Origin of the sequence: Rhodanobacter sp. Root561, assembly GCF_001427365.1 — a bacterium.
Lineage (GTDB): Bacteria > Pseudomonadota > Gammaproteobacteria > Xanthomonadales > Rhodanobacteraceae > Rhodanobacter.
In genome coordinates, this window is the sequence record NZ_LMGH01000017.1 from 1 (window position 1) to 15,791 (window position 15,791).

Genomic DNA, 15,791 nt, shown 5'->3' on the forward strand with positions numbered 1-15,791 from the left:
GTTCAAGGCAACCGCCGTCCGTTTGAGCCAGCTACCTGGCGTCGCGGTGGGTGACGTTGCCGCGTCGCTTTACATCCATCCGTTCATGCTGTCTCGTTGGCGCAAACAGGCGCGCGAGGGTTTGATCATGACGAAGGGTGTGGCCGTGGACAAAGAAGTGGCGGCGGAGCTCAAGGAGCTGCGCCAGGTGAAGAAGGCCTACGAGCGACTGAAGGTCGAGCATGACCTTTTAAAAAWAGCGATCGCGTTCACTTCCAGTCCAAGGCCGACATCTTCRCCTTCATCCGCCAGCAAGAGCAGCACCCGGTGAGGCTYCTGTGCCGGCTCTACGGTGTCAGTGCGAGCGGGTACTACGCGTGGCGCGACCGGCCRRCCAGCRCGCGGGATCGGGAGGATGCGCGGTTGCTTGAGCGCATCCGTCGGGTGCACGACGAAAGCCGGCAGACGTATGGCAGCCCGCGTGTCCATGCCGGTCTGCGGCAGGACGGCGAAGCGGTGGGCCGGCGGCGGGTCGAGCGTTTGATGCGTGACCATGCCGTCCGTGGCTGCTCGGCCGATCTGTATCGGCGCTGCCCGGGCGTGGATCGTTTCTTCGCCAGTGTGGCAACCAGGTTCACGAGCTGATGGTGAATCGACCCGACCAGGTCTGGGTGACCGATGTCACGTACNTGCCCGGGCGTGGATCGTTTCTTCGCCAGTGTGGCAACCAGGTTCACGAGCTGATGGTGAATCGACCCGACCAGGTCTGGGTGACCGATGTCACGTACTTGAAGGTATCGGGGACGTGGCGCTACCTCGCCACGGTCATGGATCGCTACTCGCGGCGTTTGCTGGGGTGGTCGCTGGGAACGGATCGGACGGCGAGCCTGACGCGGCGGGCGCTGGCCGCGGCCATGCGTCAACGCAAGCCGCCCGCCGGCACCTTGCTGCACAGCGATCGCGGCGTGGAGTTCCTGGCCGGGGAGTTCAGGCGAGCGCTGGCCAACGCCGGCCTGGTGCAGAGCGTGAACCGCCCGNGCACCTTGCTGCACAGCGATCGCGGCGTGGAGTTCCTGGCCGGGGAGTTCAGGCGAGCGCTGGCCAACGCCGGCCTGGTGCAGAGCGTGAACCGCCCGCATCGCATGACCGACAACGCGCACATGGAGTCATGGCACAAGTCCATGAAATCGGACATGTATCACCGTCGCCACTTCACCACTGAAAGCTCGCTGCGAAAGGCGGTGCGCAGTTACATCGATTTCTACAACAACAAGNAAGTCCATGAAATCGGACATGTATCACCGTCGCCACTTCACCACTGAAAGCTCGCTGCGAAAGGCGGTGCGCAGTTACATCGATTTCTACAACAACAAGTGCTTACACTCCGCCCTGGGCTATCGTTCTCCCGTAGAGTTCGAGGCCCAAGGCGGCTAACCCACCGGTGTCCACTTTTGCGTAGGAACACTCCGGCTACGCCGCCGCTTAACTCCAGCGTTAGGCTACAGGACACCACCTTGTTCTTTACCGTAACAATCGTTGCCATTGCAGCCGTCGCGGCTTGGTACGTGGGGAGCCGCAAAGAGGCACCCTCATGGCGCGCTCGGTTATTAGCGTGTGTTTGGTGCGGTCCATTAGCTATCTGGTCTCTTTCTACCGCGCGGCAGGCTATCAACATCGGTCAAATTTCCTGTTTATGCCGAGGAACTCCGGACCCAACATTCTTCATTGACCAAAATCCGGCTCTCTTCTGGTCGACAACGGTAATCTGGTACATAGGCGGCGTAGGCTTAGCCGCAGCGTGTGTTGGCTGCATCATCCCTTCAGGCCGTAAATTGGCCTAACATCTCGTTCAAGGCGGACGGCTTCGCCGCCGCTTATCTCAGGCGTTAGGCTTCACAGATGGAATCGACTCAGCCAACGTACCTCTGGGGTGCCGCAAAGAGCTACTGGCGAAGTTTCTTGCCGGCATGGGTATTCCCGTTCGTCTTCTTTTATGGTGACGGTGTGTCCGACTCATTCGGCCATCCAAACTTGTTCTTTGTAGTTGTCGCACTCCCGTTGTTCTTCTGGTCCTTCTTTCGCGCAACGCGCCCGTGGCTTCGCCATCAGGTCAAGTACTGGCATTGTGTTTTTTGGGCTATGGTGGTCCCGTTCCTTCTTGGTATTGCCGCTGTCGGCTCGCGCTTGGCACTACTCGGGCTATTGCATGGCGGCGGCACTGCTTAGCCACTCGTTCAAGGCGGGCGGCTACGCCGCCGTTTAACTCCAGCCTCAGGCCGCATCAGCGATGTCTGGAGCATTCGTTGAAGACAACCTCATAAGATTGGCCGATGTCACAAGCACCAAAGAATCCGCAACTTCCGAGCTTCGTCGTTCTGCGCAGAACGGATGCTGGTACCTGGCAGTTTCTCGGCGAGGTACGTCGCAAGCCCGGCTTGACCGCACAAGCTGCGCGTACAGACGCTATCCTTCAGGCAACTGGCGGTGCAGCCAGAGGCGGCGAGGTATACGCGGCTGTCCTTGCCAGCGAGTGGCGTATCGCACAAGAATGGAATTCTCCAATCGAGTGATGCTCAGCCTTTCAGTGCGGCCTGACCCGTTCCGCCTAGCGTCTGCCGCATCACACCGTTGCTTTCTACCGCTGCGGCTTACCTCGTCCAACAACCCGTTCAGTTCAATTCGCACCTTCCGCGTCATGCGCCTGTGGCACGTGGCTCTTGGAATGGGTTATGTGGCGTCGCTGTGGTTGGTCATATCGAAGCCCCTCGGCTGGCATCCGCTTCGATAATGGGCATCACGAAACAGCCGCACCTCATGCCTGCCCATCCACCCGCAACACCAGCTTCCCCCGATGGATCCCGTCGAACAGGCGGTTGAGCACCACGGGTGCATTCTCCAGGCCTTCGGCCACGGTCTCTTCGGTCTTCAACTTCCCCTCGCGAATCCATCCGGTGATCGCACCCACCGCTTCCCTGGTCCTGGTGTAATCCAGCACCAGGAAACCGCGCACGCTGAGGCGTTTCATGATGACGGGGCTGAAGTCGTCGCCGGGGCGCTCGGCGCTGTTGTAGCCGGAGATCATGCCGCACAGGGCCACGCGGCCACCGATCACCATCCGTGACAGCACCGCGCGCATCACCTCGCCGCCCACGTTTTCGAAGTTCACGTGGATGCCGTCGGGAGTCGCGGCCTTGAGTTGCTGCTTGAACTCGGCGGACTTGTAGTCGACGGCGGCATCGAAGCCGAGGTGGTCGACGAGGTGGCGGCATTTGTCGGCGCCGCCGGCGATGCCGACCACGCGGGCGCCCATGATCCTGCCGATCTGGCCGGCGATGGAGCCGACCGAACCGGCGGCGGCGGAGACGACCAGGGTTTCGCCGGCCTGCACGGGGGCGATGTCGGTGAGGCCGTAGTAGGCGGTGACGCCGCTCATGCCGGCCGCGCCGAGCAGGGTCGGCAGCGGGATGCCGGGATCGGCGGGCAGGCGCACGTAGCCTTTGGCGCTTTCGTGCAGCAGGAGATAGTCCTGCCAGCCGGTGACGCCTTGCACCAGGTCCCCTTCGGCGTAGTGCGCGGAGCGCGATTGCACCACGCGGCCCAGGCCGAGCGCGCGCATCACCTCGCCGATCGCGACCGGCGGCAGGTATTGCGGGATGTCGCGCATCCACACGCGGTTGGTCGGGTCCATCGAGAGGTACAGCACGCGCACCAGCACCTCGCCGTCCTGCAAGTCGGGCACGGCTTGTTCGACCAGGTCGAAGTCATCGCGCGAGACCAGGCCTTCGGGACGGGTTTTCAGGCGCAGTTGGCGATTGATCAGGGGCATGCGGTTCACCGTGGCGGCAGCGGGACAGTGCGCATTCCACTATACGGCGTCGCGTCGCCGGCCCGGGCGACAACCCCATTGTGCCGGCTGTTGCGTTGGATCCATGGGCGGGATGTGTCGTCCCGTGTTCCACTTACACTGTGCCGGCCACTCGGCATACGGGGAGAAATGCATGCTTGCTCGAATACTCGGTCTGCTGGGTCTGTGGCTGTTGCTGGCGGCGCCATTGCCGGCGCAGGAGGTGCCGCCGGCGTTGCGCGATTGGCAAGGCTGGGTGCTGCACGACGTGCCGCAGCATGATTGTCCCTTCATGGCCAGCCAGATGCCGGGTGTCGGCGGCCGTCAATGCGCCTGGCCGGGGCGCCTGAGCCTGGATGCGGGCAAGGACGGCGGGCGGTTCAGTCTGGACGTGCACGTGGATGCGCCGAGCTGGGTGGCGCTGCCCGGCGATGCGAGGAACTGGCCGCAACAGGTCAGCGCGAACAACCAGCCGGCCACCGTGCTGCAACGTGACGGCCAGCCGATGTTGTGGCTGATGCCGGGCGATTACCAGTTGCGCGGCAGCTTGCCATGGGTGGCGCGCCCGTCACGGCTGCACGTGCCAGCGGCGATCGGGCTGGTGGCGCTGAGCGTCGATGGCGCGGCGGTAGCCCGCATCGAGCGCAATGGCGAACAGCTCACCCTGGGCGAGGCCGCGGCTGCGCAGCGTGCCGCCGATGCGCTGTCGCTGCGCGTCTATCGACGCCTGGAAGACGGACTGCCGGCCACGCTGCAAACCCAATTGCAGCTCAATGTCACCGGCAGCGCGCGCGAGCAGTCGCTGGGCCCGGTGCTGCCGCCGGGTTTTGTCGCCACCGCCTTGTCCGGCGACTTGCCGGCCCGGCTGGAGAACGACGGCCAACTGCGCGTGCAGCTGCGGCCAGGCCAGTGGACGATCACGCTCGCCGCGCGCAGCGTGGCTCCGCTGGGCAGGGTGGCGGTGAAGTTGCCGCCGACGCCGTGGCCGCGGCAGGAAGTCTGGAGCTATGCCGACGATTCCGACCTGCGCAGTACCCGGGTCGAGGGTCATGCCACCGATGCGGCCCAGGCCGGCGTGCCGGGGGAATGGCGCGACCTGCCGGCGTTCGTGCTGGACGACGACGCGGGCCTGGCGATCGAACAGGGTACGCGTGGTGATGAAGGCGGTACGGGCGACCAGCTGCATCTGCGGCGCGAATTGTGGCTGGACTTCGACGGTGGCGGCCTCGGCGTGGCCGACAGGCTGACCGGCGAGCTGCGCCATCACCAGCGGCTGGACGTGGCGGCGCCCTGGCAGTTGCAGCGTGCCAGCCAGGCCGGCGAACCATTGCTGATCAGCACCGGCGAGCACGGTCGCAGCGGCGTCGAGCTGCGCGAGCAGGAGCTTGATCTGGCCGCCGGCCTGCGCCTGCCCGCGCACGGCGGGGTGATTCCCAGTTCCGGCTGGCAGCTGCCGCTGGAAGATATCGATGCCACCTTGCATCTGCCGTACGGCTACCGTCTGCTCGGTGCGACGGGCGTGGACCGTTCACCCGATTCCTGGGTGGCGCAATGGACCTTGCTTGACCTGTTCGTGGTTGCCCTGATCGCCCTGCTCGCCGGGCGCCTGTTTGGCTGGCCGTGGGCGCTGCTGGCCGCTGCTTTCCTGGCCCTGGCGCAGCATGAAGGCGGCGCGCCGCGCTGGACGCTGGCTGTCGCCCTGGCGCTGACCTTGTTGTTGCGTGCGCTGCCCGAGGGGCGATTGCGTTCCACGGCGCGACTTGGCGCGCTGGCCGGCTTCGCGCTGGCGGTTTTGTGGACGCTGCCGTTCGCCGCGACGCAGTTGCAGTACGCATTGCATCCGCAACTGGAAGGAGGCAGCCAGGCCCGGATGGCTCCGGCGGGTTACGCCGAACGGGCGGCGCGGGAAGAGGTCTATGCAAGAGCGCAGCAGAAGATGAAACAGCAGGTGGCACCACTGCCACCGCCGCCAGCATCAGCGCCAGTGGTTAGCGAGATGAGTTCGACTGCGCTGTTGGCCCCAGGTGTGGTGTCGCGCGACGACTCAAGCGCAACGCTGAGTGCCGTCACCGTAGCGGGTTCATCGATGCAGAATCTGAGTGGCGGGTCCACCACGGTGCGCAACGACATCGACAGTCGTAGCATCGTCCAGGCTGGTGCCGGCACGCCGCAGTGGAACCAGGGCAACAACTACCAACTCGGCTGGTCCGGCCCGGTGACGACGAACCAGAGCACCCGGCTGATCATTGCGCCGGCTTGGCTGGTGCGCCTGTTGCGGGTGGCGATGGTCGGCCTGCTGGCCGTCCTGCTGGCCAGGCTGGTCCCGCCGCTGCTGATGCCGCTGCGCCAGCGCTGGCGCGGCGTGGGCATGGCCGGCGTCGTGCTGCTGGGCATCGCGCTGCTGCCGGTCGGTCTGCATGCGCAGAGCCTGCCTGACCAGCAACTGCTGAACCAGCTGCGCGGAAGGCTTATCGAGGCGCCGAAGTGCGTGTCGGCCTGCGCCACCGTGGCCCAGGCGCAATTGCAGGCTGCCGGCGACACCCTGGTGGTGACGCTGGAGACGCACGTCGGCGCGGCGGTGGCCGTTCCGTTGCCGCAGGCCGACGACGGTCTGCAACTGCTCGAGGTCAGCGTGGACGGCCATGCCGATGCGCCGCTCGTGCGCATCGGTGATCAATTGTTTCTGCGCCTGGATCGCGGCGTGCACCGGGTCGGCCTGCGCTACCGCATCGGGTCGGCCGACAGCGCCAACCTGCGTTTCGCGCTGCGTCCGCAACACATCGCGTTCGACGGGCAGGGCTGGTCGCTGGCCGGTGTCGACCAGGGCCGGGCGCTGGGCGACAGCGTCGCCCTGCAACGCCTGCGCTCCGCCAGCGACGGCAAGGACTTGCCGCCCGCGCAGAGTTTTCCGCCGTACGTGCGGGTGGCCCGCAGCCTGCAATTGGGCATCGACTGGACGGTCGAGAACGTGGTCGAGCGGGTTGCCCCGCAGCAGGGCGGCTTCAGCGTCACGTTGCCGTTGCTGCCGGGCGAGCACCCGGTGGGCGATGACGTGCTGGTGAAGGACGGCCGCATCAACATCACGTTCAACGCGAACAGCCAGGAGGTGCGCTGGAGCAGCCGGCTCGACCAAGCCGCGGCGCTGACGCTCGAAGCGCCCGCGCTGGGCGAGCGTGCCGAGGTGTGGCAGATCCTTGCTGCGCCGATGTGGCATGTGGATGCGAAGGGCGTACCCACCAGCGCCGGTGACGAGGGCCTGCAGTTCCAGCCGCTGCCCGGCGAGAAGTTGCAGTTGACCTTTGCCAAGCCGGCGGCGATCGCCGGCGAAAGCCTGGCATTCGACGGCGTGCAGGTGACCAGCCGGGCCGGCGAACGCGTCAGCGAAACCACGCTGGAACTGCGCGCGCGCAGCACCCGTGGCGGCGAGCACGTGATCGACCTGCCTGCCGGCGCCGAGCTGCTGGAAGCGACCCGCGATGAGGAAGCCATCAACCTGGCGGTGCGCGACGGCAAGCTCAGCCTGCCGCTGCTGCCTGGCGAACACGTCTACACGTTGCGCCTGCGCGAACCGCATGGCGTCGGCGTGCGCACGCGCACGCCAACGTTCGCGCTGCACGCACCAGTGGCCAATATCGATCTCGACCTGCAGCTGCCGCAGGATCGCTGGGTGGTGTGGACATGGGGGCCGACCACCGGACCGGCCGTGCTGTACTGGTCGCAGCTGGTCGTGCTGCTGCTGGCCGCCTGGTTGCTGGCCCGTTTCGCGCCGACGCCGTTGCGCTTCCGCCATTGGCTGCTGCTGGGGCTGGGCTTTTCCGCGTTCGCCTGGAGCGCCTACGCGCTGGTGGTCTTGTGGCTGATCCTGCTGGGCTTGCGCGCACGCCACGCGCCGGCGGAGAACGCGGACACCACGCGTTTCAACCTGCTGCAGGTCGGGCTGGCTGCGCTTACCGTGCTGGCCCTGCTGGTGTTGGTCGCCGCGGTGCCCAGGGGACTGCTCGGCCTGCCCGACATGCATGTGGCCGGCAACGGCTCGACTGCCGCAAGCCTGCGCTGGTTCGCCGACCAGAGCGCCGGCGTGCTGCCGGGCGGTGGCGTGTTCAGCGTGTCGTTGTGGTTCTACAAGCTGGCGATGCTCATCTGGGCGCTGTGGCTGGCCAATGCGCTGATCGGCTGGTTGCAGTGGGCGTTCAAGTCATGGACGCACGGCGGCTACTGGCGCAAGCCGCCGCCGAAGCCGGGCGTGACGCCTCCGCAGCTGCCGCCGAAGCATCCGGAGCCGCCGCATGCCTGATGTACGCCATGCGCTGATGGATGCCACCGCACGGCTCGGCGAGCGCGCCGACGCCGAACTGCTGCTGCTGCACGTGCTGCAGCAGGAGCGCGGCTGGCTGTTCACCCACGCCGATGACGAGCTGGCGACGGACGTCCAGACGGCTTTCCGTCAACTCGTCGCGCGACGCGAAGCCGGTGAGCCGGTGGCCTACCTCACCGGTCGCCGCGGCTTCTGGACGCTGGACCTGGAGGTGACCCCGGCGACCCTGATCCCGCGTCCGGAGACGGAACTGCTGGTCGAGCTTGCGTTGCAGCGACTGCCCGACAGGGCGCCCGTCGACGTGGTCGACCTGGGCACTGGCAGCGGCGCGATCGCGCTGGCGATCGCCAGCGAACGGCCGCAGGCACGAGTGATCGCCACCGACGCCAGCGCCGCCGCCCTGGCGGTGGCAAGGCGCAACGCGCAACGCCACCACCTCGACAACGTCACCTTCTTGCATGGCGACTGGCTGGCACCACTGCCCGGCCAGCAGTTCGAGCTGATCGTCTCCAACCCACCGTACATCGAAGCCGCCGACCCGCACCTGGCGCAAGGCGACCTGCGCCACGAACCGGCCAGCGCACTGGCCTCGGGCGACGACGGCCTGGACGACATCCGCCGCATCCTCGTCGACGCCCGTCACCACCTGCGCCCCGGCGGATGGCTGCTGTTCGAGCATGGCTGGAACCAGGGTGAAGCGGTGCGCAGGTTGCTGGAGCTGGCCGGCTATGCCGACGTGTTCACGGCGCAGGATCTGGAGCTGCGTGATCGGGTCAGTGGGGGAACGGCGTGAATCAGGGGGGGGCGACGTCGCCAGTGCTGACGTTCCGTTCACGATAGAGGCGAAGCAATTCCGCCGCCTTGCCGCCATGGCGTCAACAACGGATTGCCAAGGACAAATTTGCGAAGGAGGGTGCGGTGCCTACGGTGCGCTTCCCAACTCCATGGATTCGACAGGTGTGAGTCACCAGTGGGTCCTATTGACGATAGATCCACACCAGGCATGAGTCGGCCGGCTGCAAAATAATTCTTTCCGGAATAATGTCTTCCGGGATTTCGGCGCCGTCAGAAAACCTGCACCACTGAACATTATTTACAAAGCGATCGTAAGCCTGCTTCCCGCAGTTCGGACATGGCGGCAGGCTTCCCAGAAATCTTCTCAGATTGTCCTCGTAATACAATCGATACCCCGCGCCATGATCTGGAACGTTGTCGGGCTTCGGTTCGCCCAAAACGCGATCTGCGCGGGGATCTGTCCACAGGATCGTGTGGCAATGTCCACACTGAGCACCAACGACGGGCGCTTCTGCCCATGTGAAATAGACGAGTCCATGTATTTCACAGCCTTTGATGAGAGCGGGCTCAACGCATATATCTGCCGCCGTGATCTTGGAGATGCTTGTCATCAGATTCACATGTATTAACTCAGGGGATGGTTGCGTCGATGATGGTGCTTATTGCCGTTTGATCGTATCTTCCACCAAAAAGAACCAATGCTTTTCCCGTCGCATTTCTTGAGCTTGGGTACAAGATGCCATTATAACCAGCGGTATAAGCCTTGTTTGCGATCTTGTTCGTATATCCGTAGACCAGCTTCTGTTCGATTTGTGAATTGACAGGGGCGGTGAGTCTGGCCCCGTCTATGCCCATCATTTTGATCATTTCATGGTCGGTTAGATCGAGAACGTTGTCGACGTTCAGTTCACCGACATAGAGGGACTTCCCCGCTATATTTTTGCGAACTTCTGCATACGACGTGGCAACGTTGTCTCCGAAGTAGACATCCCCTCCGGTCTGGCGAAATGTGGGATCAGAGAAGCGGTATTGAGCTTTGGGATTTGTGCTTAAAGGCTGAAAGTTGCTGTCATAAATTTTATGTCCGTCCATCTTGATTGGCTTTCCCTTTCCAGCGGTCAGGCGATTGCTTGGCTCGGGATTGGCGCTGATGGTCGGCTTGCTCGCCCTCTGCGCGGGTCCTTGTTTTGCTTTGGGAGCTTCTCTTGCGCGATCAGACCACTTGTCTGCTGACGGCGTTGACTGCGTCGCAGTTTGTTCTCTTAGCCGCGGCTCCGCCTTCAGCCGCCCCTCATTCCTCACCATCCAGTCGGCGAACTTCGGTCCCATCCGGCTGCTGCGGACGCCTTCGGCCAGTTGGCCCATGTCGCCGCGGCCCTTGGCCAGGTAGGCGAGGATGCCCATCAGCAGGAGGACGAACATGGCGACGTGGGCGCGGGCGATTTTTTCGGCGGCGTGCTGGATCGCGAAGCGGTCGACGCGGATGGGTTGCTGCGGCAGCGGTGACGGGGAGGCGGCGGACCAGGCCAGGCGGATGCCGTCCCAGTAGGCGCGGGCGACGTCGGGCATGTCCCGCACGATGTATTCGCTGAGTGCCTTGAGCCCCATGAAGATGAGAATCCATTCGCCCATCTGCGCGCCGGCCGCCGCGCCGATGACGACTCCCGGGGCGGCGCCGACGCCCACGCCGAACACGCCGCCGGCGACGCCGCCGATGAGTGCGCCGCCGCCGGTGCTGGTCAGCATCACGATCAGGCATTGGCGCAACACGGCGACGATGTCGTTGACGACGGCGTCGAGGTCGAGGTGCTGGAAGTCGCGAAGGATGCGATAGACCGCCAGGCCTTCGGAAAGCGTGATGGCAAGCTGCAGGGCATCGGCCCGCGCGGAGATCAGTCTGGCTTCATTGCGGGCGCCGGATATCTGGCGGCCTGCCCAGCGCTCGAGCTGGTTCCATGAGTCCTGTATCGACGTGGCCAACGTCATCGCAACTCCTTCCCTGGAGGTTTTCCTCAAAGCTCAACGCAGCGTAATCGTGGCGGGGCTCGCGGGCTGTAAGGCATCGCCGGCGATGGCCAGCGATGTGCGCCACGTCACATTGGGCGACCGGCGTGAGGCGGTGTCAGCCGGTGCTGGCCATGCTGCCCGCGCACAGCGTCGGGAAGCGCGCATGGATCGCGTGGCGGATGCCGGGCAGGTCCAGCCCGGCCATCGTCAGCACTTCCTCGCGGCTGCCGTGTTCCAGATAGACGTCTGGAAGGCCAAGATGCAGGATCGGCTGGGTGATGCCGTGGGCGGCCAGGCATTCGGCCACGGCCGAGCCGGCGCCGCCGGCGACCGCGTTGTCTTCCAGGGTGACGAAGGCGTCGTGGGTCTTCGCCAGCTCCACGATCATCGCCTCGTCCAGCGGCTTCACGAAACGCATGTTGACCAGGGTCGCGTCGAGCTCGGCGGCGATCGTGCTGGCGGCGGGAAGCATCGCGCCGAAACTGAGCAGGGCCAGGCCGTGGCCGCGGCGACGCAGGTCGGCCTTGCCGATCGGCAAGGTGTCGAGCTGCTCGCTGATGGCGACGCCGGGGCCGGTGCCGCGCGGGTAGCGGATCGCGGCGGGGCCGGTGTACTGGAAGCCGGTGGAAAGCATCGCGCGGCATTCGTTTTCGTCGGCGGGCGCCATGATCACGAAGTTGGGCAGGCAACGCAGGAAAGAGAGATCGAAGCTGCCCGAATGCGTCGCGCCGTCCGGGCCGACCACGCCGGCGCGGTCGATCGCGAAGGTGACGTCGAGGTTCTGCAGCGCCACGTCGTGGATGGCCTGGTCGTAGGCGCGCTGCAGGAAGGTGGAATAGATCGCCACGACGGGTTTGGCGCCTTCGCAGGCCATGCCGGCACCAAGCGTCACCGCATGCTGCTCGGCGATGGCCACGTCGAAGTACCGGTCCGGGTACTCCTTCGAGAACCGCACCAGGCCGGAACCTTCGCGCATCGCCGGGGTGATCGCCAGCAGGCGCGGGTCGGCCGCGGCCTGGTCGCACAGCCAGTTGCCGAAGATGTCGGTATAGGTGGGCTTGGCTGGCGTGTTCTTCTTCACCAGGCCGGCCTGCGGGTCGAACGGACCGACCGCGTGGTACTCGATCTGCGCCTCTTCGGCCGGGGCGTAGCCCTTGCCCTTGGTGGTGATCACGTGCAGCAGCTGCGGGCCGGGCAGGTTCTTCACCGTGCGCAGCGCCTGCAGCAACTGCGGCATGTTGTGGCCGTCGATCGGGCCGGTGTAGTGGAAGCCCAGTTCCTCGAACAAGGTGGAGGGCACGAACATGCCCTTGGCATGTTCTTCCCAGCGCTTGAAGAAGCGGCCCATGAATGACTGCTTGGGGATCGCCCGCTTGGCCCGCTCGCGCAGCTGGTTCAGGCGGCGGCTGGCCATCGCGCGGGCCATCATCTTGGTCATCGCGCCGACGTTCTCGCTGATCGACATGCCGTTGTCGTTGAACACCACCAGCATGTCCGGTTCCACGTCACCGCCGTGGTTCAGCGCTTCGAACGCCATGCCGGCGGTCATCGCACCGTCGCCGATCACCGCCACCACCTTGCGGTGGTCGCCCTTGCGCTGCGCGGCGATCGCCATGCCCAGTGCGGCGGAAATCGAGGTCGACGAATGGCCGACGCCGAAGGTGTCGTACTCGCTTTCCTCGCGGCGCGGGAACGGGGCCAGGCCGTCCTTCTTCTTGATCGTGGTGATGCGGTCGCGGCGGCCGGTTAGGATCTTGTGCGGATAGCACTGATGACCCACGTCCCATACCAGGCGATCGTTCGGGGTATCGAATTCGTGGTGCAGGGCCACGGTGAGCTCGACCACGCCCAGGCCCGCGCCGAAGTGGCCGCCGGAACTGGCGACCGACTCGATCAGGAACTGTCGCAGCTCATCGGCGACGGCGGGCAGCTCGTCATCGGGTACGCGGCGCAGATCGGCTGGTGCCTCGATCGCGGCCAGATGGGGATAGCGGGAAAGGTCGGTCATCTGCGTATTGTTGGCCCAGCGGCGGGGCGGGGCAAGGGCGAAGCCGTGAAGAATGCGGCCCGGCAGCGGCCCGAAACCTGCACATCCGGCATACGGCGGGCGTTGCATGCTGGGTCAGGTTCCCTTCGGAAAGTCGCTCCATGGCCAGTCTCTCGCAGTCCTTTCGTCGTTTTGCGGAAGCCACCGCCCGCCATTCCGGTCGGCCGGCAACCTTCCTGTGCGCCGCGCTCATCGTGGTGATCTGGGCCGCCAGCGGGCCCTTGTTCGATTTTGGCGACACCTGGCAGCTGGTGATCAACACCGGCACCACGATCATCACCTTCCTGATGGTGTTCCTGATCCAGAACAGCCAGAACCGCGACAGCGCGGCGCTGCAGATCAAGCTGGATGAACTGATCCGCGCCACGGCGGCCCACAACAGCCTGCTCGACCTCGAGGATGTCGACGAGGAAACGCTGGAGCGCATTCGCGAGAACTATCGCAAGCTGGCCAGCCAGCGCGAGCAGCAGGCCCGTCGCGAAGGCGCCGACCGGCAGGCTGAAAAGCGGGAGGAGGCCGGGGAGGCCTGCGAAGAGGTCAGGGAGATCGATCGGGAGCTGAAGGAAAATCGCGCCACGCGCGCCTGCGAGGGCGAGGCCAAGGGTGAAGCCGCGGCGAAAGGCTAGGCGTATTCCGCGATGGCACGCCGGTCACGGGGCAGCCGGCTGACCAGGAACTCCATCTGGTCGGCCAGGATGTTGCGATTGGACAGGATCAGGTGTTCGACCCAGCTCGGCCGGTACGGTACCGCCAGCAACGGCATGTTGGCCTGCTGCGGGGTGCGGTTGCTCTTCTTCAGGTTGCAGGCCAGGCAGGCGCTGACCACGTTCTCCCACTCGTCCTTGCCCTGCCTGGAGATGGGCATGACGTGGTCGCGGGTGAGGTCGGCGCGGCTGAAATGTTCGCCGCAATACAGGCAGATGTGCCGGTCGCGGGCGAACAGTGCGGTGTTGGTCAGCGCCGGGGCCGGATCAATCGCGTGCTCGCGGCAGCGGCCGGTGCTGGCGATGATCGGATGGAGTTGCAGCAGGCTTTGCGCCCCCAGCAGCCGATTGTGGCCCCCGTGGACGGTGAGGCAGGGGTCGCCAAGCGTCCAGGCCACCGCATCGCGGACATACAGGCAAACCGCCTCCTGCCAGCTGATCCAGTCGAGGATGCGGCCGGCGGCGTCCAGCGACAATACGCGCGTCGCGTTGATATCGGCGCGACTTGGCACTTCCATCAGCATGTAAATCGTCCTTCAGCCAGGGGCGTCGAAAGATCGTTCAGGCAATGCGTGCAGCCAGTCTGCGGCCAGCATAGAACAATTTCGTTGCAATCCGCATGCTTGGCCTCCGTCAGGGCCTTCCCGGGGACAGTCGCCCGGACGCCCGCAGCACTGTTATGATCGTCAGTCAACACAGACCCTACGCCGGGTTTGGTAGGGGCGCTTGGTGGTGACCCGGCACGGCGATGGGCAGAGGTGAACAACGTGGCTGAAGTTCTGTTCTACGAGAATCCGGTTCCGCTGAACCGCAATGAACACAAAGATCTGCGCATGAAGGTCGTGCCGAACGTCAAGTTCGCCATGAATGCCCATTCGGTGCCGCTGACCGGCGTGGAGTTCGGCCTTGCCGCGCGCGACATGCTGATCGTGTTTGCCGGTTCCAGCGTCGCCGACGCCGGCCCGGTCGCCCTGCTGGGCCTGCGTCAGAACGAAAACCTCTATGTCGACGCCGAAGGTCATTGGGCGCCGGACACCTACGTCCCCGCGTTCGTGCGTCGCTATCCGTTCGTGCTGGCCGAGAAGCCGGCCGGTCAGGAAGGCGATGACTTCACCGTGTTCCTCGACGAGAAGTACGAAGGCTTCAACACCACCGAAGGCGAGCGTCTGTTCAAGGAAGACGGCACCGATACGGAACTGTTGACCAATGCCGTGGGTTTCCTGGGCGACTTCCAGCAGAACGTGGCGCGCACGCGCTGGTTCATGCAGCAGCTCAACAAGCATGAGCTGCTGGAGCCGCGCAACGTGCAGCTGCAGAAGCAGGGCAAGGACGGCGCCCAGGGCAAGTCGATCAACCTCAATGGCCTGTTCGTGGTCAACGAGGAAAAACTGCGCGCGCTGGACGAGAAGACCACCCACGAATTCCTGCGCGAAGGCGTGCTCGGCTGGGTCTATGCCCACCTGCTGTCGCTGTCCAACATCGACCGCCTCGCTCATCGCCTCGACGTGCGCGAGCAGGCCGAGGAAGCCGCGGGCAAGACCACCAACTGATCATCGCTGCAATCAGCGCCGGATCATGAAGAAGCCGCCCGCGGGCGGCTTCTTCGCATGCGTGCTCAGCGCACCGGCTTGGCCAGCCGCAGCAGATCAGTGGCGTAGCCGGCCGCTTCGTACAGGGCGCGGGCGCGTTCGTTGCCCGGAAACACCGCCAGCGTCACCAGCTGGCACTGGTGTTCGCTGGCCCAGGCCTCGGCATGCGCGAGCAACAGCTTGCCCACGCCGCGCCCCTCGTGCGACGGCGCCACCGCGATGTCCGAGACATGGCAGTTGCTGCGTCCGGTGAAGAAGTCGGTGGTGCGCTGCAGGTGGATGAAGCCGGCGCGTTCGCCATCGGTGTCCTCGGCCACGAACAGGTAGCTGTTCGGTGGCTGGTCTTCCAGATGGCGCAGCAGGTCATTGCGGATGCCCTCGATGCATTCGTGGCGGCGTCGCCACGGCGGCAGCGTGAAATCCGTGAATCGCGGCACCTGTTCGAGGATGAAGTCATCGTCCTCTTCTTCGGCCAGACGGATCATCAGGGTGGAGTCGCTCATGGGAGTCG

Annotated in this window: 13 protein-coding genes; 7 read left to right on the plus strand and 6 right to left on the minus strand. The window is 65.1% G+C overall.

The window, feature by feature from the left end:
• The 3 genes from ASD55_RS17675 to ASD55_RS18920 all read left to right on the plus strand — a co-directional run.
• Positions 1 to 310 (plus strand): transposase (locus ASD55_RS17675; RefSeq protein WP_056768382.1); only part of this gene is annotated, 310 nt, incomplete at its 5' end.
• A gap of 92 nt (positions 311 to 402) precedes the next feature.
• Positions 403 to 624, plus strand: a complete 222-nt coding sequence (locus tag ASD55_RS18670; RefSeq protein ID WP_162248802.1) for an IS3 family transposase — start codon at positions 403 to 405, stop codon at positions 622 to 624.
• A gap of 101 nt (positions 625 to 725) precedes the next feature.
• Positions 726 to 1,016 (plus strand): DDE-type integrase/transposase/recombinase (locus ASD55_RS18920; RefSeq protein ID WP_235577873.1); only part of this gene is annotated, 291 nt, incomplete at its 3' end.
• A gap of 1,775 nt (positions 1,017 to 2,791) precedes the next feature.
• Here ASD55_RS18920 and ASD55_RS17685 read toward each other — a convergent pair.
• Complete coding sequence (locus ASD55_RS17685) at positions 2,792 to 3,805, minus strand: NADP-dependent oxidoreductase (RefSeq protein WP_056715693.1); 1,014 nt, start codon at positions 3,803 to 3,805, stop codon at positions 2,792 to 2,794.
• 172 nt (positions 3,806 to 3,977) lie between these two features.
• Here ASD55_RS17685 and ASD55_RS17690 point away from each other — a divergent pair, with 172 nt between their 5' ends.
• Together ASD55_RS17690 and prmC are read left to right on the plus strand one after the other, a co-directional pair.
• Entirely contained in the window at positions 3,978 to 8,117 is a 4,140-nt protein-coding gene (locus ASD55_RS17690) for a hypothetical protein (protein ID WP_056768384.1), read from the plus strand.
• Positions 8,110 to 8,931 (plus strand): peptide chain release factor N(5)-glutamine methyltransferase, encoded by an 822-nt coding sequence (prmC, locus tag ASD55_RS17695; RefSeq protein WP_056768397.1) that lies wholly within the window; start codon positions 8,110 to 8,112, stop codon positions 8,929 to 8,931. The genes ASD55_RS17690 and prmC overlap by 8 nt, the downstream gene beginning before the upstream one ends.
• Positions 8,932 to 9,115: 184 nt before the next feature.
• On the opposite strand, the gene ASD55_RS18610 is transcribed toward prmC, so the two are convergent.
• The 3 genes from ASD55_RS18610 to dxs all read right to left on the minus strand — a co-directional run bounded on the left by ASD55_RS18610 (position 9,116) and on the right by dxs (position 12,948).
• Positions 9,116 to 9,544, minus strand: coding sequence for a hypothetical protein (locus ASD55_RS18610; protein ID WP_157599056.1), 429 nt, complete (start codon positions 9,542 to 9,544; stop codon positions 9,116 to 9,118).
• Positions 9,545 to 9,563: 19 nt separating this feature from the next.
• Positions 9,564 to 10,919, minus strand: a complete 1,356-nt coding sequence (locus tag ASD55_RS17705) for an RES family NAD+ phosphorylase (RefSeq protein ID WP_056768400.1) — start codon at positions 10,917 to 10,919, stop codon at positions 9,564 to 9,566.
• Positions 10,920 to 11,055: 136 nt separating this feature from the next.
• Positions 11,056 to 12,948 (minus strand): 1-deoxy-D-xylulose-5-phosphate synthase, encoded by a 1,893-nt coding sequence (gene dxs, locus ASD55_RS17710; RefSeq protein ID WP_056768405.1) that lies wholly within the window; start codon positions 12,946 to 12,948, stop codon positions 11,056 to 11,058.
• 140 nt (positions 12,949 to 13,088) lie between these two features.
• Here dxs and ASD55_RS17715 point away from each other — a divergent pair, with 140 nt between their 5' ends.
• Positions 13,089 to 13,613, plus strand: a complete 525-nt coding sequence (locus ASD55_RS17715) for a low affinity iron permease family protein (protein WP_056715707.1) — start codon at positions 13,089 to 13,091, stop codon at positions 13,611 to 13,613.
• Here ASD55_RS17715 and ASD55_RS17720 read toward each other — a convergent pair.
• Positions 13,610 to 14,215 (minus strand): HNH endonuclease, encoded by a 606-nt coding sequence (locus ASD55_RS17720; RefSeq protein ID WP_056715710.1) that lies wholly within the window; start codon positions 14,213 to 14,215, stop codon positions 13,610 to 13,612. The genes ASD55_RS17715 and ASD55_RS17720 overlap by 4 nt on opposite strands.
• Before the next feature lie 243 nt (positions 14,216 to 14,458).
• Between ASD55_RS17720 and ASD55_RS17725 the strand changes: the two genes are divergently transcribed.
• Positions 14,459 to 15,241 carry a SapC family protein gene (locus tag ASD55_RS17725; protein ID WP_056715761.1) on the plus strand — a complete coding sequence of 261 codons (783 nt, stop codon included), beginning with the start codon at positions 14,459 to 14,461 and terminating at the stop codon, positions 15,239 to 15,241.
• 65 nt (positions 15,242 to 15,306) lie between these two features.
• Here ASD55_RS17725 and ASD55_RS17730 read toward each other — a convergent pair whose 3' ends face one another.
• Entirely contained in the window at positions 15,307 to 15,783 is a 477-nt protein-coding gene (locus ASD55_RS17730) for a GNAT family N-acetyltransferase (protein ID WP_056768408.1), read from the minus strand.
• Between the last annotated feature and the right edge of the window lie 8 nt (positions 15,784 to 15,791).